At 59.5% G+C, this 20,571-nt stretch carries 20 protein-coding genes; 9 read left to right on the top strand and 11 right to left on the bottom strand.

Annotated elements, in window-relative coordinates:
* Positions 1 to 47: 47 nt before the first annotated feature.
* The 6 genes from secE to DW123_RS00310 all read left to right on the top strand — a co-directional run bounded on the left by secE (position 48) and on the right by DW123_RS00310 (position 3,845).
* Positions 48 to 386: a preprotein translocase subunit SecE gene (gene secE / locus DW123_RS00335; protein WP_118272914.1), complete on the top strand. Its 339-nt coding sequence runs from the start codon at positions 48 to 50 to the stop codon at positions 384 to 386.
* A gap of 3 nt (positions 387 to 389) precedes the next feature.
* Complete coding sequence (gene nusG / locus DW123_RS00330) at positions 390 to 926, top strand: transcription termination/antitermination protein NusG (RefSeq protein ID WP_099432095.1); 537 nt, start codon at positions 390 to 392, stop codon at positions 924 to 926.
* Between the two features lie 120 nt (positions 927 to 1,046).
* A complete protein-coding gene (gene rplK / locus DW123_RS00325; RefSeq protein ID WP_022093893.1) occupies positions 1,047 to 1,475 on the top strand; it encodes a 50S ribosomal protein L11 in 429 nt (142 codons plus the stop codon).
* Between the two features lie 117 nt (positions 1,476 to 1,592).
* The gene (gene rplA, locus DW123_RS00320; protein WP_117763512.1) at positions 1,593 to 2,300 is read left to right on the top strand and encodes a 50S ribosomal protein L1; all 708 of its coding nucleotides are present in this window, start codon (positions 1,593 to 1,595) and stop codon (positions 2,298 to 2,300) included.
* Between the two features lie 435 nt (positions 2,301 to 2,735).
* A complete protein-coding gene (locus DW123_RS00315; RefSeq protein WP_233540093.1) occupies positions 2,736 to 2,975 on the top strand; it encodes a hypothetical protein in 240 nt (79 codons plus the stop codon).
* A gap of 108 nt (positions 2,976 to 3,083) precedes the next feature.
* Positions 3,084 to 3,845, top strand: a complete 762-nt coding sequence (locus DW123_RS00310) for an isocitrate/isopropylmalate family dehydrogenase (RefSeq protein ID WP_118272913.1) — start codon at positions 3,084 to 3,086, stop codon at positions 3,843 to 3,845.
* A 49-nt stretch (positions 3,846 to 3,894) separates the two neighbouring features.
* On the opposite strand, the gene DW123_RS00305 is transcribed toward DW123_RS00310, so the two are convergent.
* The 10 genes from DW123_RS00305 to DW123_RS00260 form a co-directional block, all read right to left on the bottom strand.
* Complete coding sequence (locus tag DW123_RS00305; RefSeq protein WP_118272912.1) at positions 3,895 to 4,605, bottom strand: metallophosphoesterase; 711 nt, start codon at positions 4,603 to 4,605, stop codon at positions 3,895 to 3,897.
* A complete protein-coding gene (locus DW123_RS00300; protein WP_118272911.1) occupies positions 4,602 to 6,518 on the bottom strand; it encodes a BMP family ABC transporter substrate-binding protein in 1,917 nt (638 codons plus the stop codon). Before DW123_RS00300 ends, DW123_RS00305 begins: the two co-directional genes overlap by 4 nt.
* 93 nt (positions 6,519 to 6,611) lie before the next feature.
* Positions 6,612 to 7,379 (bottom strand): mechanosensitive ion channel family protein, encoded by a 768-nt coding sequence (locus tag DW123_RS00295; RefSeq protein ID WP_118272910.1) that lies wholly within the window; start codon positions 7,377 to 7,379, stop codon positions 6,612 to 6,614.
* Between the two features lie 128 nt (positions 7,380 to 7,507).
* Positions 7,508 to 9,538 carry a bifunctional UDP-sugar hydrolase/5'-nucleotidase gene (locus DW123_RS00290; RefSeq protein WP_118272909.1) on the bottom strand — a complete coding sequence of 677 codons (2,031 nt, stop codon included), beginning with the start codon at positions 9,536 to 9,538 and terminating at the stop codon, positions 7,508 to 7,510.
* A gap of 72 nt (positions 9,539 to 9,610) precedes the next feature.
* Positions 9,611 to 10,405, bottom strand: a complete 795-nt coding sequence (locus DW123_RS00285) for an ABC transporter ATP-binding protein (RefSeq protein ID WP_118272908.1) — start codon at positions 10,403 to 10,405, stop codon at positions 9,611 to 9,613.
* Positions 10,398 to 11,321: an ABC transporter permease gene (locus tag DW123_RS00280; protein ID WP_117743087.1), complete on the bottom strand. Its 924-nt coding sequence runs from the start codon at positions 11,319 to 11,321 to the stop codon at positions 10,398 to 10,400. Before DW123_RS00280 ends, DW123_RS00285 begins: the two co-directional genes overlap by 8 nt.
* 204 nt (positions 11,322 to 11,525) lie before the next feature.
* Complete coding sequence (locus DW123_RS00275; protein WP_117734309.1) at positions 11,526 to 12,506, bottom strand: ABC transporter substrate-binding protein; 981 nt, start codon at positions 12,504 to 12,506, stop codon at positions 11,526 to 11,528.
* A gap of 160 nt (positions 12,507 to 12,666) precedes the next feature.
* Positions 12,667 to 13,455: a hypothetical protein gene (locus tag DW123_RS00270; RefSeq protein WP_117734310.1), complete on the bottom strand. Its 789-nt coding sequence runs from the start codon at positions 13,453 to 13,455 to the stop codon at positions 12,667 to 12,669.
* Between the two features lie 249 nt (positions 13,456 to 13,704).
* The gene (gene asnS, locus DW123_RS00265) at positions 13,705 to 15,108 is read right to left on the bottom strand and encodes an asparagine--tRNA ligase (protein WP_117798553.1); all 1,404 of its coding nucleotides are present in this window, start codon (positions 15,106 to 15,108) and stop codon (positions 13,705 to 13,707) included.
* A 181-nt stretch (positions 15,109 to 15,289) separates the two neighbouring features.
* Positions 15,290 to 15,853: a PTS glucose transporter subunit IIA gene (locus DW123_RS00260; protein ID WP_117743083.1), complete on the bottom strand. Its 564-nt coding sequence runs from the start codon at positions 15,851 to 15,853 to the stop codon at positions 15,290 to 15,292.
* 248 nt (positions 15,854 to 16,101) lie between these two features.
* On the opposite strand from DW123_RS00260, the gene DW123_RS00255 reads away from it, so the two are divergent.
* Complete coding sequence (locus DW123_RS00255) at positions 16,102 to 17,004, top strand: alpha/beta hydrolase (protein ID WP_118272907.1); 903 nt, start codon at positions 16,102 to 16,104, stop codon at positions 17,002 to 17,004.
* A 273-nt stretch (positions 17,005 to 17,277) separates the two neighbouring features.
* Here DW123_RS00255 and DW123_RS00250 read toward each other — a convergent pair whose 3' ends face one another.
* Positions 17,278 to 17,928: a GntR family transcriptional regulator gene (locus tag DW123_RS00250; RefSeq protein WP_117756911.1), complete on the bottom strand. Its 651-nt coding sequence runs from the start codon at positions 17,926 to 17,928 to the stop codon at positions 17,278 to 17,280.
* A 255-nt stretch (positions 17,929 to 18,183) separates the two neighbouring features.
* Between DW123_RS00250 and DW123_RS00245 the strand changes: the two genes are divergently transcribed.
* Positions 18,184 to 18,960 (top strand): dimethylarginine dimethylaminohydrolase family protein, encoded by a 777-nt coding sequence (locus DW123_RS00245; protein WP_117583089.1) that lies wholly within the window; start codon positions 18,184 to 18,186, stop codon positions 18,958 to 18,960.
* A gap of 108 nt (positions 18,961 to 19,068) precedes the next feature.
* The gene (locus tag DW123_RS00240; RefSeq protein ID WP_118272906.1) at positions 19,069 to 20,532 is read left to right on the top strand and encodes a basic amino acid/polyamine antiporter; all 1,464 of its coding nucleotides are present in this window, start codon (positions 19,069 to 19,071) and stop codon (positions 20,530 to 20,532) included.
* The last annotated feature ends 39 nt before the right edge of the window (positions 20,533 to 20,571 follow it).

Raw genomic sequence — 20,571 nt, 5'->3', positions numbered from 1 at the left:
GCTTACGGTTTACTCATGTATAAGCGCATTGCGCGGAGGTAACCCAAATGGCCAACAAGAAGAACAAGAAGAAGGCTCAGCAGCCGGCATCCGCCAACAACGCTGCCGCCAACTCCAAGGTTGAGGCCAAGAAGGCCGTTGCCAAGAAGAACGAGAAGGCTGCAAAGTCCAAGAAGAACGAGAAGCCTGGTTTCTTCGCCCGCACCAAGAAGTATTTCGCTTCGGTCAAGTCCGAGATGAAGCGTGTCACGTGGCCCGATAAGAAGGAGCTCGTGAACTACTCGGTCGTCGTTTGCGCGTCTCTGATCGTCGTCGGCGTCGTCATCGCTCTGCTCGATGCTGGCTTTGGCGAGGCTCTTGCTCTGTTCTCTGGATTGAGGGGCTAAACCATGTCTAAGCGTTGGTACGTCGTTCACACTTACTCTGGATACGAGAACCGCGTTAAGTCTGATCTCGAGCATCGTATCGAGACTATGGGCATGCAGGACCGTATCTTTGATATCGAGATTCCTATGGAGCGCGTCACTGAGATTAAAGAGGGTGGCAAGCGCGAGACCAAGGATTCCAAGATTTTCCCGGGTTATGTTCTGGTCCGCATGGAGATGGATGACGATGCATGGACGTGCGTTCGCAACACGCCCGGCGTCACCGGTTTCCTGGGCGGCAACGGCAAGCCCGCTCCGCTTTCCCGCGACGAGTACAATAAGATGACTCGTCGTCCCGGTAAGGGTGATTCGCCCAAGCGTACCTCGGTTGATATTGAGGTCGGCACGTCCGTCCGCGTCACCGATGGCCCGCTTACCGACTTTGATGGAAAAGTCTCCGAGGTTAACACCGAGGCTGGCAAGCTCAAGGTCACGCTGATGATCTTTGGCCGCGAGACGCCGGTCGAGCTCGACTTTAACCAGGTCGCTGTCATCGCTTAAGTTTTCGTCCGTTCGCGCGAGCGTGCTTCTTCTGTGACTGCTCATCTCAGGAGTGCTTCTAACACGTGCGTGCTTACGATATAGCAAGTACTTCACACTCGTGATTCGAAAGGAATGACCATGGCTGAGAAGAAGGTTGCCAACGTCATTAAGCTCCAGATTCCTGCTGGTGCCGCTAACCCCGCTCCTCCCGTCGGTCCTGCCCTGGGCGCTGCTGGCGTGAACATCATGCAGTTCTGCCAGGCCTTTAACGCCGAGACGCAGGACAAGAAGGGCGACATCATCCCCGTTGAGATCTCTGTCTACGAGGATAAGTCCTTCTCCTTCATCACCAAGACCCCGCCGGCGGCTCACCTCATCAAGAAGGAGCTGAACCTCAAGTCTGGTTCCGCTAAGCCCCAGGCCGACAAGGTTGGTCAGCTCTCCCAAGAGCAGCTCACCAAGATCGCCGAGATCAAGATGCCGGACCTCAATGCCAACGACATTGACGCCGCCAAGAAGATCATCGCCGGTACCGCCCGCTCCATGGGCGTCACCATCGCTGAGTAGCGATTTCTTTAGGTAATGACGGGTGTTCCGACCGGGGCGCCCGTTATATGTGTGCAATAGGGCACACGATACGATGTGGGAGGGCTCACGCCCGTTTAACCACAGGAGGTAATGCACATGGCTAAGCATGGTAAGAGCTATAACGCCGCTGCCGAGAAGATCGACCGCGCCGCGCTCTACACCCCCCTTCAGGCTGCCAAGCTCATCAAGGAGCTCGACACCGCCAAGTTCGACGAGACCATCGAGGCCCACTTCCGTCTGGGCATCGATACTCGTAAGGCTGACCAGAACATCCGTGGTTCCATCTCCCTGCCCCACGGCACCGGCAAGACCGTTCGTGTTGCCGTCTTCGCCGAGGGCGAGAAGGCCCGCGAGGCCGAGGCTGCCGGCGCCGACATCATCGGTTCCGACGAGCTCGTCGCCCAGATCCAGAAGGGCGAGATCAACTTCGACGCCGCTATTGCTACGCCGAACATGATGGCCAAGGTTGGCCGCATCGGTAAGATCCTTGGTCCCCGTGGCCTCATGCCGAACCCCAAACTCGGCACCGTGACCATGGACGTCGCCAAGATGGTCTCCGAGCTCAAGGCTGGCCGCGTTGAGTACCGCGCCGACCGCTACGGCATCTGCCACGTGCCCCTGGGCAAGAAGTCCTTCTCTGAGCAGCAGCTCGTCGAGAACTACGCTGCCCTGTACACCGAGATCCTGCGCGTCAAGCCCTCTTCTGCTAAGGGCAAGTACGTCAAGTCCATCTCCGTGTCTTCCACCATGGGCCCTGGCGTCAAGGTCGATCCCGCTGTTCAGCGTGACTTCCTGGCTGAGTAACTGCTAGTTACTGCCTCAGCAAAGCAAGCATTGCTAAAGGAACCCAGTTCTGCCTCGTGCAGGACCGGGTTCTTTGCTATCTCGGGGCAAAACCACCACAAAGGGGACAGGCACCTTCGTGGTGGTTTTGCCTCGGTTGCTCCAAAATCCCCATTGCGCGTCGTTTCGACTGAGTTGCACTTTAGCGCGATGTAGTGAATACCCGAGGCTGAAAGGAGCCAGACATGTTCTATAACACGCAGCAGCTCCTAGGCCTAGCGCTACTAGATGGGATAGCGCGCTAGGGTTGCAATCTCGCTATAACGATGAGTTGTACCCGGGTGCGCTATCGTCCGCTGCTTTTGGGCGTGATGAGCGACACGGGTATTTTTCTATCTTGGGGCACTCCATCTCTCCTGAAAGCCATCTGTATCTCAGGCCTATCAGGTGGAAATCATGAGTCGCAAAATCGCAATCTTTGACACTACGCTGCGCGACGGGGAGCAGCCTCCCGGCGTCAGCATGAATACTGAGGGAAATATCGTCATCGCACGTCAGCTGGTGCGCATGAACGGGGATGTGATCGAGGCGGGCTTTCCCATCTCGAGCCCCGGCGATTTTCGCTCGGTGCAGGAGATTGGCAAGATCGCGGGCGGCCGGTGCACGGTATGGAGTCTCACCCGTGCGGTCGACTAGGATATCGAAGTGGCCGCAGAAGCCCTCAAGACGGCTCAGAGGCCCCGTATCCATACCGGCCTGGGGTAAGCCCCAGCCATCTGCGCGACAAGCTCCATATGACCGAGGATGAGGCTAGCATCAGTCGGTGGCCCTAAGTGGGATTCGACCGATCCGGCTGCCCCACGCCGCGAGCTTACCGGCGGCATTTACTTTGGCAAGCACGATCGTTTCTACGACGAGGACGGCGCGGGCGCTAATGGCGCTGCGGGCCAGCGTGCGGTCGATGTGATGGAGTACCGCGAGTTCGAGGTGGAGCGCATTGCCCGTCAAGCGTTCGAAGCGGCCCGCAAGCGTCGCGGTGACGTGACGAGTGTGGATAAGCGCAACGTGCTGGAGACGAGCCGCATGTGGCGCGAGGTCGTGCATCGCGTGCATGATGAAGAGTGCCCCGATGTGCAGCTCGAAGACCTGATCGTCGATAACGCCGCTATGCAGCTCATCAACCGACCGGGCGACTTTGACGTCGTAGTTACGGAGAACATGTTCGGCGACATTCTCTCCGACGATGCTGCACAGATTACGGGCTCGCTCGGCATGCTCGCCTCTGCTTCGCTGGGCGACGGCGTTTCGCTGTTCGAGCCGAGCGCTGGCAGCGCGCCCGATATCGCAGGGTTCGGTATTGCCAATACGCTCGCACAGATCCTGTCGGCGGCAATGCTGCTCACGTACGCGCTCGACATGGGCGAGCAGGCCGTCTTAGTCGAAAATGCTGTGGCCCATGTGCTCGACGAAGGTTGGCGTACCCGCGACATCGCCGACGCCAACACCCCTGCTGATAAGATCCTCGGCACCGCTCAGATGGGCGATAAGGTCATCGCTGCCCTGTAGCGTCGAGAGTCCGGAACCACCACAAAGGTGCCTGTCCCCTTTGTGGTGGTTACCAGGGGGTTCTGGCGGTCGAGGACTCGATGGCCTCATGGCGCTTGAGCTCGCGGCGCATGGTTTGCGAATTGAGCCAGGCTGCTTGCCAGCCACGGATGGGGTAGCGCGTCTCGTCGAGTTCAAACTGCGTATAGCCGCAGGCGTTGATGATCGTTGTCCCGCATGCGTGCTGACGCTCGCGCTGAAAATCGCAACCGTAGCTTTGGTGCACATGCCCGTGCACCATGTAGTCGGGATTCCAGGATTCGAGTGCCGTGTTAAAGCATTCGAATCCTCGATGCGGTAGATCATCCAGATCGCCCACGCCGGCGGCGGGCGCATGGGTGAGCAAGATGTCGCAGCCGCCGACCATCCTCACTTTGTGGGACAGCTTGCGCACGCGCTTGGCCATCTCGCGCTCGGTGTACATGTTGGCGCCATCTCGGTAGCGCATGGAGCCGCCAAGCCCCGCAATGCGAACGCCGCGATACACGTACACGGTGTCTTCGACACAGATGCAGCCGCCCGGTGCATGACGTGCGTAGCGGTCATCGTGGTTGCCGCGGACGTAGATGAGCGGTTTGTTGATGACCGTGACCAAAAACTCAAGATAGTCCGGGTCCAGGTCGCCGGCAGACAGAATCAGGTCGACACCCTCAAAGCGCTCCTTGCGAAAGCACTCCCAAAGGCATCGTTCTTCGGTATCTGCTATGGCAAGGATCTTCATAGGGCGGTAACCCCCGGCTCATCGTCGAGCTGCGGAATGGTGCCCACCACGTTGTCCGCCAGCCAATTCATCTCGACAATCTGCGTGCTCGGCAGTGGGGGAAAGCCCTCAATCTGTACCACGCCGTCTTGGCTATGGAGCTCGCCGCCAAATGGATTGATGGAGCCCTCGACGATGCCATTGCGGAGTAGCTGAACAAGCTTGCGCGTCTGGTAGGGTAGGCCAGGAGCATAACGGATGTCGATAACACCTGAGCTCATGCCGTACCAGTAGTTGACGGCGCGAACCTGGCTGTCGTCACTGGTCTCATCCCAGGTGCCATGCAGCAGGCTTCGCACGATAAGATCGTAGTATCGGCCCCAGTTCCATACTGGCATGGCAATGCCGACAGCCTTGCCATCGACCAGACGGTGGAGTCCGTATGCCGTGGGGTCTTCGAGTGACTTTGACATGTCGGCGCCGGTCATGACGCTCACACCTTCGCGGCGCATGGCCTCGGCAAGGCTTCCGGCGGGCACATCGCCCCAGGTCAGGATAATTTGCGCACGGGGGTCGAGCAGCGAAGCGCCAATCGCAAAGGCGTTGATCTCGCTGAGCGCGCCCGAGGCGAAGACCGACGCGTGGTAACCGATGCGGTGGTTGTCCGCCATGCTGGCGGCAAGGGCGCCCAAGAGAAATTTGGCCTCATACATCTTGCCAAAGTACGAACGGACGCTTTGGTGGGGAAGGCCGATAGAGCAGTTGAGGAATCGCACCTGAGGATACTCGACGGCAGCCCTGAGCGTGTATTCCATCAGGCGGTGCGAGGTCGAGAAGATGACGTTGGCTCCATGTTTGACAGCCGTTTCCACGGCGGCGTAGAACACGTCCGGATCGTGGCAGTTCTCGAACGCCTCGGTGCGCACGATGCCGCCAAAGTGCTCGTCAAGATATTGGCGCCCTTGATCGTGCAGGCTGTCCCAGCTCGATGTCGCACAGGGGAATTCGTGGATAAAGGCGATGCGCAGGGGATTGGTCGCCGAGTAGACGGTCTTGCCCATAAAGAAGTTGAGCACGCCGGAGGTGGACTTGGCGGGCGACTCTTCCTCGTTGGGTTGAGGGGCTTCGACAAGATCGACCTTGTCCTCGTCACTTTTGCCGGCAATGACCAGCTCGCGCCAAATCTTGCACAGGCGGTTAACGACGATATCCGTCGGCGTATCCAGCAGGCGGTCCTGGTTGTACACATTGAGGTAGACGAGCATGGCGTCGGCGGGCGCAATGTCCAGATGGTCGCCACCTGCGCGAAGGTAGGCGCGCTTAAAGAGCAGGAAGGTGTGGCGCAGGTAGTCGATCTTTTTCTGCGGCCATTTTTCGATGAGGTTCTGACCGAGCATCTTGGCGAGCGTCTCATAGCTTCCCTCGCGCGAGAACTCGATCTCGTATAGGGGACAGACGTGCCAAAACGCACAGAACTCACCGTACAGGCGGCTTTCGACGGAATCCCATTTGCCGGGGTAGAGACGGGTGACCTTGGCGGAAACCGTTGGGGCGTCCAGGAATTTGAGGACACTGACGCGCTTGTTGCCCTCTTGGACGTAAAACCGATGCATGAACTCGGTTACGATGACGGGATCGCGATAGCCCTCGGTCACCTGGATGTCGTAGAGGTTGGACCACTTGCGGGCGAACTCGGTGCTAAACGGCAGCAGGGGCATAAAGTTGCACGAAAAGGCGGACTGGCGGCCCTTGGTAACCGTACCGACGACCATTTCGAGCGGAATATCCCGCAGGCCGACGTTCTCTCGCTGACCTAAGGGGAGCTGAGCAACCAGGCTATCGAGGTCCGTAAGGTACGGGTGCTCGCTTTGGCTGATGGCGCGACGGCGTCCCTGCTCGCCGCGCTTGCGTGCCTGACGATAGGCCTCTTCCATGGTGTCTACTCCCTTAGTCGTTTAAACAACGATATGAACCATGGTACCACGAATGAAAACCACCACAAAGGTGCCTGTCCCCTTTGTGGTGGTTTAGGCAATGATGGGGGCGATGGCGCGGATGCAGGCGTCGGCAGCGGTGAAAGTGGTGCTGTCGTCGCTGACGATAAAGATGATCTTTCCTTTGATGCCAAAGTCGCCGATCTCGCTAAAGAGTACGTAGGGCTCCTTGTCAAAGCCCGAGATGGGCGAGACGGCCGCTTTGGTTGCGCTCGTGAGCTCGTCTGCCAGCGCGTCAAGGGAAGCCCATTTAGACGTGTCCTTTACGGCGACGGGCACGGTCACGCGCCCAAAGGGCATCAGATGCACGAGTGTGTTCTTGGAGATGTTGGAGTTGGGCACAATGATGGTCTGTCCACAGGCATCTTCGATGGTCGTGTGGCGCCAGGTGATGTCTTGGACCACGCCGGATACGCCGCCGACCTCGATATTGTCGCCGGGTTTGATGATGCCCATAAACGTCACTTGCATGCCGCCGATAAGGTTTGAGAGAGTGTCCTGAAAGCCGAGCGAGATGGCGATGCCGCCGACGCCAAGAGCGGCGACGAGTGCGTTTGCGTTGATGCCAAAACAGTTGTCGAGGATAAAGCTGCCGCCGATCATCCAGATGACGGCGCGCGCGATGTTGATGAAGATGCTCGATGAAGGGAGTGGGTTATCGTCGCGGTTAAGCAGGTGGTGCAGGGTCTTGGACGCGACTTTGGCGGCAACGGCGGTGCCGATGGCCAAGATGCCGGCCCAGATGATGTTGCGGACCCATCGTTGTGCAAAGAAATGAAGAATTGGCTCAAACAATTCCATGTAGGGAAACCTCCTCATGATCGTCCAACCATGATACCCACCAAGAAGCCCGTCCGATCAAATTCTGACGGGCTTCTGTGCTCGATATAAGGTTTGCACGGCGGGCCTGCAAGGCCCGGCGGTGTAGCTTAGCGTCGACGCTTCCAGATAATGCCGAGAATGATGATGACGATGCCGCCGATGAGGCATGCGCCGACCATAGCCAGCGTGCGGTCTCCCGTTGCGGCGAGCTTACCGGTCGTCTTCTTGGTGATGACCTTCGTGGTCGTCGTATCCGTCTGAGGCGAGGGCTCAGGCGCCGGGGCCGGTGTGGGCGTGGGGCCCACGGCGGCGGAGCCAAAGCTGATGGTGCCCGCGAGCGAGGCCATCTTGCTCTCCCAGCTGTTCTGCCCGATCAGCGCCCTTAGTGCTGACTCGCAGGTACCCCACTCGGTGTGCTTGGTGGCGTTTGCGAAGGTGGGGAAGTCGGTCGTGTTGGTGATGATGTAGTTGTTGGTGGCGACGGTATAGGTCTTGGCGGGGTCGAGCGTGCTGCCATCCTTGGTGAGTGTGGCGCTCACGATGCGCTTGCCTTCGGACTGCGTCCAATCGATTGTCACGTTGATGCCGCCGAAGGAAAGGACACTGCCGGAGTCGTCGCGCCACTTGTACATGTCTTGCGCCTCCTGCTCGGTGTGGCCGGCCGCCACGTAGGCTTGCTGAAGCTCGTAGCTGTGATTGCACTCGTCACTGATCTGCAGCGAGTGCTCGAGCGCTGCCAGGAAGTCCGCACCGGTCATGGTCCAGGTCTCCACGGTGTTGCCGTAGGGCGAGATAGCGATGACGTTGCCGGCGGTCACATCGCCCGCCGCGATGCCGCCGCGGATGCCGCCCGCGTTCTCGATGGCAAGGTCTGCGCCCGTCAGGTCAAGATAGGAGCCGCAGATCACATGTCCGATGGTCTGGGTCTTGGTGGTGTCGCCCTTCTTGCTGGGACGGAAATCGGTGGTGCGCACCATTTCCCAACCATGCGTGCCTGCGGCGTCCTCGCCGTAGAAATAATTGGTAGAGCTCGTGCCGAGCACCTCGCTCGATGCGGCGCTAAAGGCATCGTCGAGCGGCTTGATCTTGTTGTTGCTGACCTCATCAAGGATGCTCTGATAGGTGGAGCCCTTGTTGGGGTCGGTCAAAAGAACGTTTACGTCCTTGGCGGTATAGAGCTTCTCGTCGCTTTTGCCTGCGTATACCGCCACCGTGTCATCGTCGGTGCTTTCGGTGCCCTTGGTGTCGTGCTCGTAGGGGACGGAAAGCAGTCCCACCTCGGCAAAGGCACTGCCCGCCTCGACAACGTGGATTGTCTTGCCGTCGGCTCCCGTCACCTTCTCGTTAAGGTTGATGTGCTCGTGGCCTGCGATAAGGGCATCGACGCCACGAAGCCGCGTGGCAAAGGTCTTGGCGTCGAGCGTGTGCGCGATACACACAACAACATCGCAGCCCTCCTTGCGCAGCTGCTCCGCCTCGGCATTGATGGCGTTCGCGGCACTCGAGAAGCTGGTGCCCGCGACCAGGTCCGCGCGCAGCGAGGAACCTAGCGACTCATCCATGGCTCCGACGACGCCGACCTTAATCTTGTAGTTAAACGTGGAACTGTCCTCGCCGTCCTTCCAAGTGCGGTTGAGCGTCTTGGTGATGCTCGAGCTCCATATGCCGTTCGAGGACGTTGCATTCGCGCAAAGCATGGCGAAGGGCGTGCCGGTGGTGCTGTGGCCGGTCATGGTGCGGAGCTTGTCCGCGCCGTAGCTCCAGTCGTGGTTGCCCGGCGTGGTCGCGTCGTAGCCGTCGGCATAGAAGGTGTCCATGAGCTCGGCGATGCTTTTGCCCTCGCTCATGGTGGCGAAGGACTGTCCATGGAAGGTGTCACCCGCATCGAGCAGAAGATCGGGGGCGTTGCCCTGGGCGCTATAGAGGACTGCCAGTCCGTCAAAGCCCACAGTGCCGGTGCCCTTGCTTGCGTTGTAGCTGTACTTGTAGCTGCCGTGGATATCGTTGGTGTGTATGACGGTCACGGAGTCGTTGATCGCCTGGGGCAGATCGCTCGCAAGGGCGAGGCTGGGTGCGCCAGTGAACACGCCGGCAAGCAGCGCGGCGGTTAACGCAAGGCGGGGGACGAATCTTTTCATGGCAGTCTCCTTAGTCCTTAACAAAAACCACCACAAAGGTGCCTGTCCCCTTTGTGGTGGTTTTCTAAGTCGTTAGCTTAGCAGCATGCGGTCGTTGGCGAGCTCGCCGCCCGAGACCTCCTCGAACTTCTGCAGCAGGTCGGCGACGGTGAGCGACTTTTTCTCGTTGCCTGCCACATCGTAGATCACGTGGCCCTCGTGCATCATGATCAGACGGTTGCCCAGACGGATGGCGTCGTTCATGTTGTGTGTGACCATGAGTGTGGTCAGGTGGTTCTCGTCGACGATTTCCTCGGTCAGGTTGAGCACCTTCGATGCCGTCTTGGGGTCGAGGGCCGCCGTGTGCTCGTCGAGCAGCAGCAGGCGCGGCTTGGTGAGCGTGGCCATCAGCAGGGTGAGTGCCTGGCGCTGGCCACCCGAGAGCAGGCCGACCTTAGCGTTGAGGCGCGTATCCAGACCAAGGTCCAGACGCTTGAGCAGCTCAACGTACTCGTCCTTCTCGGCCTTGGTGACGCCCCACGAAAGACCGCGATGCTGGCCGCGGCGCTTGGCGAGGGCCAGGTTCTCGGCGATCTGCATGTCGGCTGCGGTGCCGCGCATGGGGTCCTGGAACACACGGCCCAGGTACTTGGCGCGCTGCGACTCGCCCAGGCGCGAGATATCGGTGCCGTCGAGCTCGATAACGCCCGAATCGAGCGGATACACGCCGGCGATCATGTTGAGCAGCGTGGACTTGCCGGCGCCGTTGCCGCCAATCACGGTTACAAAGTCGCCGTCGTTAAGGGTGAGGTCGACGCCGGTGAGCGCGCGCTTCTCGGTGACGGTGCCCTTGTTAAAGGTCTTCTTGACGTGTGAGAGCTTAAGCATCTGCCTCATCTCCCTTCGTGTAGGAGCTGCGGAGCTTATAGCGCTCCCAAACCACGGGCACGCACAGGGCCACGGCCACGATCACGGCGGAGAGCAGCTTCATGTCGTTGGCGTCCATGCCCAGCTGCAGCACGATGGCGCGGATAAGGAAGTACACCACGGAGCCAAAGACGGCGGAGGCAAGACGGACGCTAAACTGCGTGAGTCCGCCGGGTAGCAGGCGACCGAGCACCTCGCCGATGACGATGGCGGCAAGGCCGATAACGATGGCGCCTGTGCCCATGCCAATGTCGGCATACTTTTGGCTCTGGCAGATAAGCGCACCCGAAAGGCCGATGAGGGCGTTGGAGAGCACGAGAGCGATCATCTTGGTGGAGTTGGTGTTAACGCCCAAGGCGCGGATCATGTACTCGTTGTTGCCGGTGGCGCGAAGCGCCGAGCCGATCTCGGTACCAAAGAACCAGTACAGGATGGCGACGATAGCCACAGCGAGCAAGATGCCCAAGATGATGGCAACGGTGGACTGCGGCAGACCGGTCATATTGCTGACGGCCGAGAACACGGTGCCCTTGGCAAGGATGGGCGTGTTGGATTTGCCCATGATGCGCAGGTTGACGGACCACAGGCTGATTTGGGTGAGGATTCCGGCGAGGATCGCGGGAATCTCGAAGACGGTGGTCAGAATGCCCGTGACCGCGCCCGCGATGGCGCCGGCGCACATGCCGGCCAGCACGGCGAGCAGCGGGTCGACGTTATTGTTGACGATGAGTACGGCGCAGACACAGCCGCCGAGGGCAAAGCTGCCGTCGCAGGTCATATCGGGGATGTCGAGCAGGCGGAACGTGATAAACACGCCAAGCACCATAATGCCCCAGAGGACGCCCTGCGAAACGGCGCCCTGCAATGCAATGAGCATGCTTCATACCTCCTAGGATAGGGTGGACACGTGATGTTCCATAATAGCGGTAACAATGAATATAAGAGCGGCAGACAAACGTTTTGTTTTATCTGAAACAAGCAGGGCGAACGTCGGTCTATGACGTTCGCCCCAATGACTCAGATATTGAATAACGCAGCTATAGTGCGAGAACGAACCCTAGATGCGTTATGGCGCATGGTGCTACTCGTCCAGGGCGGAAAGGTCGATGCCCAGCACCTCGGCCATCTCGTCGTTCTTGACGACGACCAAGTCCTTGCTCGAGAGGTGCTCGATAGCCATATCCTCGGGCTTGGCCTCGCCCTTCAGGATCTTAACGGCCATCTCGCCCGCGGCATAGCCCAGGTCCTCATAGTTGATGGAGAGGGTGAACAGACCGCCGGCCTTGCACATGCCCTCCTCGCCGGTAACGAAGGGGAGCTTGTTCTCCTTGCAGATCTGACCGACCTGCGAAGCGCCCGCGGCGATGGTGTTGTCGGTGGGGGAGTAGAGCGCGTCGACCTTGCCCACGGCGGACTCGACGACGGACTGGATCTCGTTGGAGCTCGAGACGGTGAAGTCGGTGTACTCCAGGCCAAGCTTGTCGAGTTCCTTCTTGGCGGCCTTGATTTGGACGTCGGAGTTGGACTCGGCGGTGCAGTAGAGCAGGCCGACCTTCTTTACGTCGGGCAGGACCTTCTGCATCATCTCGAGTTGCTCGGCGACCGGGGTAAGGTCGGAGGCGCCGGTGACGTTGGTGCCGGGCCTGTCGTTGTCCTGGACCAGGCCGGAGGCGGCGTAGTCGGTGATGGCGCAGCCCACGATGGGGATATCCGCCGTGGCACCGGCAGCAGCCTGTGCGGCGGGCGTGGCGATGGCGTAGATCAGGTCGACGCCATCGCCCACGAACTTGTCGGCGATGGACTTACACGTGGACTGGTCGTTCTGGGCGTTCTTCTGGTCGATCTTGACCTTAAGGCCGCTTTTCTTGATGGCCTTGACAAAGCCGTTGTTGGCGGCATCGAGTGCGGAGTGCTCGGTGAGCTGCAGAACGCCGATGGTGTAGTCGGAACCGGCGGCAGCAGAGCCGGAACCAGAGTTGCCGCCGCATCCGGCGAGCGGGGCGAGCGCGAGCAGGCCGGCGGAGACCAGAAGGCTCCTGCGGCTGATGGTGATGTCCTTCATATCATTACCCCCAGTATAAAAATGGCTGGAAACACTGCACTGGGACAAAGTGCAAGTGGAACTATAGTAACGCCGATGTCCATTTTTACAACAGCCTGGCGGGTTTTTTAATACAGAACCGGATAGGCGGTACGGGTAGTCGAATGGGTGACAGAGATGCTTATGCGGCGGAGACGGCGTCATCATCCTCGTCCAGGGCGGCAAAGAGTTTCTTGCCGTCAAGGAGGCGCGTGCTGACGTTTCTCATACGGGTGATCTCGACGGTGCGCAGCGTATCGTCGGTGCCTCGGGCGTCGTAGACCGTTCCCAGCAGATACGAGATGCCATCGCGCTGCCTGATGGCAAAGGGTCGGAGCGTCATCCGCACCGCTTCGGTTGCGCCACGGGCGAGGGTACTCGAGATATCAAAGCTGACGGTCGTTCCGTGGTCGATGGCCTGCTCGATGAGCTCGCACGTGTCGATGCGCTTGATGGGCGTGCGTGTTGCCTTGGTAGCCTTGCTGCTTGCGCTTGGAGCGGGTTCGGGTGTATCGAGGTAGTCGCGAACGTCGGCACTCGCCATGGCAACTAAATGCTGCGCCATGCTCTTGCGGATAGCGATGGGCGTGGAGCGGTTGCGCATGACCATGCCGTGGAGTCGGATGATCTCTTCATCGGTGAGCGGGCGGGTAAGAAGTTTGTAGCCCACGCCGCGTTTGTAGTCGATTTCGTATCCGGCGTGACGAAGCGCGGATATCGAGGTGTAGATGCTGCGCCGCGCCGCCGAGATGGGCATGCGGGTGGGGTCATCGGGATGGGCGAGGTGCTCGATTAACTCATCGGAAAGCAATGCCTTGTCTTCGCCGGTGTTTTCGCTCAAGAGCTGCAGGATGCGCACGGCGCGATAGGCCGCCATCGAGGCGGCGCCTCTGGTCGTGGTCTCATAGTTTTCAACAACGGCTTCGGTCATAACGCCCACGTCCTTTCCATTTTGGGTGGCGACGGTACGGAGCCTAGGACGCGGGGCTTGCCTAGGGGCGCAAGGCGCTCTGGGCGGTCGGTAGTTGTCGGCAAGCGGCGGGTCGAGTTTTCAACAGCCCTGCTCAACTAACCAAAACCTTGCCAAAAGCTTGACGGGTGCTGTTGAAAAAAGCGCCCCTCGGCTTGCCGAGAGGCGCTGGCGCGATGCGCTGTAACGCGCTGGGTGGCGCTGTGGCGATTAGAAGTCGGCGTTGCCCACGGTGCGCGGGTGCGGCAGGACGTCGCGGATGTTGCCCACGCCGGTGAGGTACATCACCAAGCGCTCGAAGCCCAGACCGTAGCCGGCGTGCTTGCAGGAACCGTAGCGGCGCAGGTCAAGGTAGTACTTGTACTGCTCGGGATTCATACCCAGGTCCTTGATGCGGGCCTCGAGCAGATCCAGGCGCTCCTCGCGCTGGGAGCCGCCGATAATCTCGCCGATACCGGGAACCAGGCAGTCGGCGGCGGCGACGGTCTTGCCGTCCTCGTTCATGCGCATGTAGAACGCCTTGATCTCGGCCGGGTAGTCGGTTACGAAGGTCGGGCGCTTAAAGTGCTCTTCGGTCAGGAAACGCTCGTGCTCGGTCTGCAGGTCGATGCCCCAGCTGACGGGGTAGTCGAACTGGTGACCCGCGGCGACTGCCTGCTCCAGGATCTCGACGGCCTCGGTGTAGGTAACGCGGGCAAAGTCGGAGTTTGCCACGTGGTTCAGGCGCTCGACCAGGCCCTTGTCCACAAACTTGTTGAGCATGTTGAGCTCGTCGGGGCAGGTGGCCATAACGTCCTTAAGGACGTACTTGAGCATGGCCTCGGCGTTATCCATGTAGTCGTTAAGGTCGGCAAAGGCCATCTCGGGCTCGATCATCCAAAACTCGGCGGCGTGACGCGTGGTGTTGGAGTTTTCGGCGCGGAAGGTGGGGCCAAAGGTGTACACGTCGCCAAAGGCCATGGCAAAGTTCTCGGCATTGAGCTGACCGGACACGGTGAGGCTCGCATGCTTACCAAAGAAGTCCTGGCTCCAGTCGACCTCGCCGGACTCGGTGAGGGGCGGATTTTTGGGGTCGAGCGTGGTCACGCGGAACATCTCGCCGGCACCCTCGCAGTCACTCGTGGTGATGATGGGGGTGTTGACGTAGACAAAGCCCTGCTCCTGGAAGAACCGGTGGATGGCGGCAGCCGCGACAGAGCGGATGCGGAACACGGCGCGGAACAGGTTAGTGCGCGGGCGCAGGTGCTGCTGGGTGCGCAGGAACTCGACGGTTGCGCGCTTCTTCTGCAGCGGGTAATCCGGGGCGCTCGTGCCCTCGACCTCGATGGAGGTGGCAGAAAGCTCGAAGGGCTGGGGCGCATCGGGGGTCAGTTTGACGGTGCCAGTGCAAATGAGTGCGGCCGAGACGTTTTGGTGGGCGATTTCGTCGTAGTTGTCGAGCGCCTCGCGGTTCATGACGACCTGCAGGTCGCGGAAGCAGCTGCCGTCGTTGAGCGTAACAAAGCCAAAGTTCTTCATGTCGCGGACGGACTTGACCCAGCCGGCGACAGTGACGGTCTGGCCGCCGAGCGACTCGGCATCGGCATAGAGCTGCGCGATTTTGGTGCGGTTCACGTATCCTCCCATAGCGGTTGAATGATAGTTATCCATACAGTTCGATATTCTAGCAGCTCGGCTCATTTGGGCTATACAGACAAGGCATTGGCGGGATGGTTTTTCAAACGAAAAGCGCCCGCGGCCAAATGGTCGCGGGCGCTTGACGAGGTGCCTTTTGGCTGTGTGGCACGGGGCCTGGCTACTTGGTCTTGGCTACCAGCAGCGGGTCGCCAAGCTTGACGAGTGGGTTGCCGCCGATAAGCGTTCCAGACTCGCCGACATGGTCGATGCTCTTAAGACGATCGAGCTCGGAGACGATGACGGTCACGATGTCCTCGTGACCGGCGGCCTTAATAGCCTCGCGGTCGAAGCTGATGAGCGGCTGGCCTGCCTTGACCACATCGCCCATCTCGACAAAGCGGGCAAAACCCTTGCCGTTCATTTCCACGGTGCCCAGGCCAACATGGATGAACACGCGAAGACCGTCCTCGGTGATCATGCCGATGGAGTGGTTGGTGACGGTGGTGGCGCCGATGCGGCCGTTGGCGGGCGCATAGATGGTGCCGGTGATGGGCTCGATGCCATAGCCCTGACCGAGCATGCCCGCGGCGATGGTCTCGTCGGGAACCTCGTCCAGATTGACGAGTACGCCGTTGACAGGGGCATAGATGACGCCTTCGCGGGTAGCGAAGCTTGCTGAGGGCGGAACGGACGCCTCGCCCGACGAAGTGAACGTGGACTTGAGCGAATCGAGCAGACCCATAGTTGCCTCCAACGTATCAAGCGCGCCTGTTGCACGCGTGTAATGTAGCCGGAAACGTTACGTATGTGTTTCCCGGCACGGTCAGCGTCCCTATTTTACGCTGTGAAACGATAGTGCTGAGCTGGGATTATGTGATATATCAGTTGAAAGTGAACTTATTGCGGGAGTGTTTCTGCGCCGTGGGTCCAACTGGGGTACGCTTGAGGACGAAAAAATAGTGCGCACGAATTGCGCGAAGGGAGCACCAATTGATTATCGAGAGTCATGCGCTGTGGGGCGAGGAGCCGACTGAGGAGTATCCGGCGACGTTTACCTATTTGGGCGCCGAGCCGCTGCCCGATAAGCCTAATGGTCGTCGCCCGGCAGCGATCATCTGCGGCGGAGGCGCGTTTACGCACATCGCTCCGCATGAGCAAGATCCGGTGGCGTTTGCGTTTTTGGATCACGGGTACCAGGCTTTTGTGCTCAACTATGTGACAAGCGGCACGGGCGACGTGAGTTTTCCGCACCCGCAGGCCGATCTTGCCAAGATGGTCGCCACGGTGCGCGCTAATGCCGACGAATGGCATGTCGACCCCAAGCGCGTGTGCGTCGTGGGCTTTTCGGCGGGCGGCATGATTTGTGCCTCGTTAGCAACGCAGTGGAAGACCGGTCCCTTTGCGGCGCTTGCCGGGGTGCGTCCGGATGATATTCGCCCCGATGCCGTGGTGCTGGGCTATCCATTGCTCGACCTTGCCTATGTGCGCGACATGCAGACGCGCGATCCGCGCATTGACCTGCGCGTGCCCAAGACGGGCGGCAAGACGGGACGTGATTTGCTTAACGACTACCTGTCGATGGTGACGGGCGGTGAGGCAACCGACGAACACTTGGCCGACATCTGCCCCACCACGCATGTTTCGCGCCAGATGCCGCCGACCTTTGTGTGGGGCGTGTCCGACGACAAGACGGCGCCGATCGCGCAGGTCTACCCGTTTGCGCAGCGCATGGCCGAGGAGGGCGTCGCATGCGAGATGCACGTCTTTGACCAGGGCGGCCACGGCCTTTCGCTCGGCAACGCCAACACCGCAGTCGACAACGAGGACAAGCAGGTGGCGGTCCGTCCTTGGATTCGTCTAGCCTTCCGCTTCCTCGAGCGCCACGGGTTTTAGTTGCGGCGTTTTACCAAACGCCGCAACTGCTCGACGCTGCAAGCCCGCCAGGGCGGCAATCTGCCTTTCAACTTCGGCGGCATGACCAGAAGGTCAATGCCGCCTCGCTTCAAGGCACCTTGCTCGCTCTGGCGGGTTTTCGCTGTCGGCGTCAAAATATCGGCGTTGTCTTGGCTGCCAAAAGAATGACCCCGTCGGTGACGGAGGAAAACGGATCAGTTTGGGCGGTGCTGGCGCCAAGGTTTAAGACCGACGTCGTCCCTTGTTGCTTTCCTACCAGACGGTGAACTGGGCGTTTTCTGTGTTCCAATGGACATCGCGAACGTAGTCGCGCACGCCCGTCGCATCTCGTGCTTCGAACAACTCAAGAATATGAGCGTGTTCGCTGTTGGCTTTATTGAGCAGTTTGCACGCCGTCTCCTGGTCGACAGTCTCGTAATCGCGCTTGATAAAGCAGCGCTCGAGCTGCGAGATCATATCGCGCAGACGGTCGTTACCGCAGCGGTTGAAGTACGTTAGATGAAAGTCTCGCTGAATGTCGTCGTACTTTCGGATGAGGCCGCCTTGGATCGCGAGGTCCATGGAGCCGACGAGAAATTTAAGCTGCGTAATGTCATCGTCGGTTAGGTTCGGACAGGCGAGATATGCGGCCTGCCCGTCGAGCGGCCCCATAATCTCAAAGACTTCAACGGCGTTTTGCTGATCGAACCCACGGACGCGGAATCCGCGGCGGGGGAGATTGTCCAGATAGCCGTCGCTTGCGAGCTGGATGAGCGCTTCGCGGACCGGCGTGCGCGACACGCCCATGGCGTCGCAGATCGCTTGCTCGCTCAGCCGGTCGCCGGCCGAAAGCTCGCCGGCGTCAATACGGCTCGAAATGTAGTCGTATACGTGGTCTTTCAGGGGCCTTCTGAGCGTTTCCATGAGCCTATGTTCCTTAACGGTATATTTCTAAAAGCAAATACGTTTCACTTGAATAGCTCAGTTGAATTATAGAACGACCAGCTAAATCATGCTACTTTGCGCCGATACGTAAGAATACGCTTACCGAAGAATACCTACCGTTCAGGATTGTATACAATATACAAAACAGGAAAACCGCCCTAAGATAAAGACATCGAAAGGAAGGCGGGCACGAAGAAGTCCCGCTTTCTGCTAAGAGATCCAAGGAGGATCATCATGACCAAGTTCAGCCACGTCATCATCCGCCGCCCCGGCAAGTCTCTGAGCAATGGCATCACGAGTGCCCCCGAGCTTGGCCAGCCCATCTACGAGCGCGCCATCGAGGAGCACTACGATTACGAGCATGCGCTCGAGCAGTGCGGCGTTGACGTGTCGGTGCTGCCGGCACTCGAGCAGTATCCCGACAGCTGCTTCGTCGAAGACCCGGCCGTTATCACTCGCTGCGGCGCCATCATTACCAACCCCGGCGCCGATAGCCGCAACGGCGAGAAGGACGAGATCGAGCCGGCCGTCCGTCGCTTCTTTGACGACGAGCATGTGAAGCACATCGTTTCCCCCGGCACGCTCGACGGCGGCGACGTCATGATGGTCGGCGACCACTTCTACGTCGGTCGCTCCGCTCGCACCAACGAAGAGGGTATCCGCCAGTTCTGCGAGATTCTCGAGGGCTGGGGCCTCGAGGGCTCCGAGGTGCCGCTGGAGGAGGTCCTGCACCTCAAGACGGGCGTCAACTACATCGAGGACAACAACATGCTCGTCTCCGGTGAGTTTATCGATAAGCCCGACTTTGCCCAGTACAACAAGATCGTCGTGCCCGAGGACGAGGCTTACGGCGCCAACTGCATCTGGGTCAACGGTACGGTCATCGTTGCCGAGGGCTATCCGACCGTGCTCAAGGCCGTGCAGGATCTGGGCTACAAGACGCTTGTTGTCGATACCTCCGAGTACCGCAAGGTCGACGGCGGCCTCTCCTGCCTGTCCCTGCGCTTCTAATGCGGTCGCTGTACTAGCTTAATGATCGCTTGACCGATGGCCCGGCACCCGATTCGGGACGTCCGGGCCATCTTTATGCGGTCGTCTGATGGAGGGGGTGCACATATAATGGCCTCTAAAACTCGTAACGACGAGATGATCGACCCCAATGGTCTTGATCTTTTCCGTCTGACCATGATGGTTATCACCGCGAGCATTTGCGGCGGTATCTTTTCTCTTGCCGGCGATATGGCGGCAGGCGGAGCCAATACCGGCGCGGTCATTATCTCGTGGGGAATTTGCTTTATTGGCGTCTTTGCGCTGATGATGGTTTTCAACGGTCTGTCTCAGGCTCGTCCTGACCTGACCGGCGGCATCTATGCATATGCTGCGGCCGGCTTTGGCGATTACATTGGATTCAACTCCGCTTGGGGCTACTGGATCAGCGCGTGCCTTTCCAACGTGAGCTTTGCGCTCTTGCTGTTTAGCGCGCTGGGCTATTTCTTCCCCGCATTTGGCGCGGGCAACAATCTGCTTTCCATCGTCTGCGCCAGCGTGTTTCTGTGGTTCCTTACCGCCCTTGTGCTTCGTGGCGTTAAGGAGGCTGCGGGCATCAACACGATCGTCACGTTAGCGAAGTTGGTACCGTTGGGGCTCTTTGTGCTGAGCATCGTGCTCCTGGGTAAGTTCGATGTCGATATCTTTATGGATAACTTTTGGGGCGAGCCGGCTGGTCCTGGGTTTGGCGAGCAGGTTGTCTCGACCATGATTGCCCTTGTCTGGGTCTTCACGGGCATCGAGGGCGCCGTCGTCATCTCGGGCCGCGCAAAGTATGTGCGCGACGTCGGTCGCTCGACGGCGCTTGGATTTGCGGCCGTGTTCACGCTGTATCTGATTATCTCGATGCTGTCGCTCGGCATTATGCCGCGCGCGGAGATGGCGCAGCTCGCAACGCCCTCCATGGCGGGAATTCTCGAGCGCGCAATCGGTCCGGTTGGCGCTGCCATCGTAAGCCTTGGCGTTATCCTCTCGCTGGTCGGCGCAATGCTGGGTTACGTCATCATTGCATCCGAGACGCCGTTCGAGGCGGCGCGCCAGGGTTCCTTCCCGTTGGCGTTTGCTAAGACGAACAAGCATGATGCCCCGGTGGTGACGATTCTCGTGAGCTCCGGAATCACGCAGCTCTTCTTGATCGTGTCCTATGTGGCGGCGAGCACCTACCAGTTCTTCTATAGCTGCGCGGTTAACACGATTCTGGTTCCGTATGTCTGCTCGGCTGCCTATTACATGGTGATCGGCTGGAAGAGGGAGCATCTGGACGGACCGCATGCGCCAAGTGTCGGCAAGGCGCGCTTCTTCGGTACGCTCGGCTTTATCTACACGTTGTTCCTTGTGTGGTCGACGGGTCTCCAGGGCGTCATGATCACGACGATCCTATTTGCCCCGGCCATTCCCGTCTACATTGTGGGCGAGCGCGGGCGCGGCAAGCAGGTGCTTCCGCATATGCACGACAAGCTGATCGCAGCAGTGGTCATTGTCGTGGCGATCATCTCGCTGTATCTGCACTTTGCCGGCATTGCGCCGATTGTCTAAGACTATGGCGAACTGTATTGCTTGGTAAGCCGACGGAGA

The sequence above is a fragment of the Collinsella sp. AM10-26 genome, from assembly GCF_003472525.1.
In the GTDB taxonomy this organism is placed as follows: Bacteria; Actinomycetota; Coriobacteriia; order Coriobacteriales; family Coriobacteriaceae; genus Collinsella.
Note: the sequence above shows the minus strand (reverse complement) of the source record. Positions and strands in the feature narration are given on the sequence as shown.

Excerpts from the sequence above, each read along its gene's own strand:
- rplA (WP_117763512.1), top strand. The coding sequence starts at position 1,593 with ATGGCTAAGCATGGTAAGAGCTATAACGCCGCTGCCGAGAAGATCGAC.
- nusG (WP_099432095.1), top strand. The coding sequence starts at position 390 with ATGTCTAAGCGTTGGTACGTCGTTCACACTTACTCTGGATACGAGAAC.
- DW123_RS00315 (WP_233540093.1), top strand. The coding sequence starts at position 2,736 with ATGAGTCGCAAAATCGCAATCTTTGACACTACGCTGCGCGACGGGGAG.
- DW123_RS00275 (WP_117734309.1), bottom strand. The coding sequence starts at position 12,506 with ATGAAGGACATCACCATCAGCCGCAGGAGCCTTCTGGTCTCCGCCGGC.
- DW123_RS00245 (WP_117583089.1), top strand. The coding sequence starts at position 18,184 with ATGACCAAGTTCAGCCACGTCATCATCCGCCGCCCCGGCAAGTCTCTG.
- DW123_RS00295 (WP_118272910.1), bottom strand. The coding sequence starts at position 7,379 with ATGGAATTGTTTGAGCCAATTCTTCATTTCTTTGCACAACGATGGGTC.
- DW123_RS00250 (WP_117756911.1), bottom strand. The coding sequence starts at position 17,928 with ATGGAAACGCTCAGAAGGCCCCTGAAAGACCACGTATACGACTACATT.
- DW123_RS00240 (WP_118272906.1), top strand. The coding sequence starts at position 19,069 with ATGGCCTCTAAAACTCGTAACGACGAGATGATCGACCCCAATGGTCTT.
- rplK (WP_022093893.1), top strand. The coding sequence starts at position 1,047 with ATGGCTGAGAAGAAGGTTGCCAACGTCATTAAGCTCCAGATTCCTGCT.
- DW123_RS00285 (WP_118272908.1), bottom strand. The coding sequence starts at position 10,405 with ATGCTTAAGCTCTCACACGTCAAGAAGACCTTTAACAAGGGCACCGTC.
- DW123_RS00290 (WP_118272909.1), bottom strand. The coding sequence starts at position 9,538 with ATGAAAAGATTCGTCCCCCGCCTTGCGTTAACCGCCGCGCTGCTTGCC.
- DW123_RS00260 (WP_117743083.1), bottom strand. The coding sequence starts at position 15,853 with ATGGGTCTGCTCGATTCGCTCAAGTCCACGTTCACTTCGTCGGGCGAG.
- DW123_RS00270 (WP_117734310.1), bottom strand. The coding sequence starts at position 13,455 with ATGACCGAAGCCGTTGTTGAAAACTATGAGACCACGACCAGAGGCGCC.
- DW123_RS00305 (WP_118272912.1), bottom strand. The coding sequence starts at position 4,605 with ATGAAGATCCTTGCCATAGCAGATACCGAAGAACGATGCCTTTGGGAG.
- DW123_RS00280 (WP_117743087.1), bottom strand. The coding sequence starts at position 11,321 with ATGCTCATTGCATTGCAGGGCGCCGTTTCGCAGGGCGTCCTCTGGGGC.
- DW123_RS00300 (WP_118272911.1), bottom strand. The coding sequence starts at position 6,518 with ATGGAAGAGGCCTATCGTCAGGCACGCAAGCGCGGCGAGCAGGGACGC.
- DW123_RS00310 (WP_118272913.1), top strand. The coding sequence starts at position 3,084 with ATGAGGCTAGCATCAGTCGGTGGCCCTAAGTGGGATTCGACCGATCCG.
- secE (WP_118272914.1), top strand. The coding sequence starts at position 48 with ATGGCCAACAAGAAGAACAAGAAGAAGGCTCAGCAGCCGGCATCCGCC.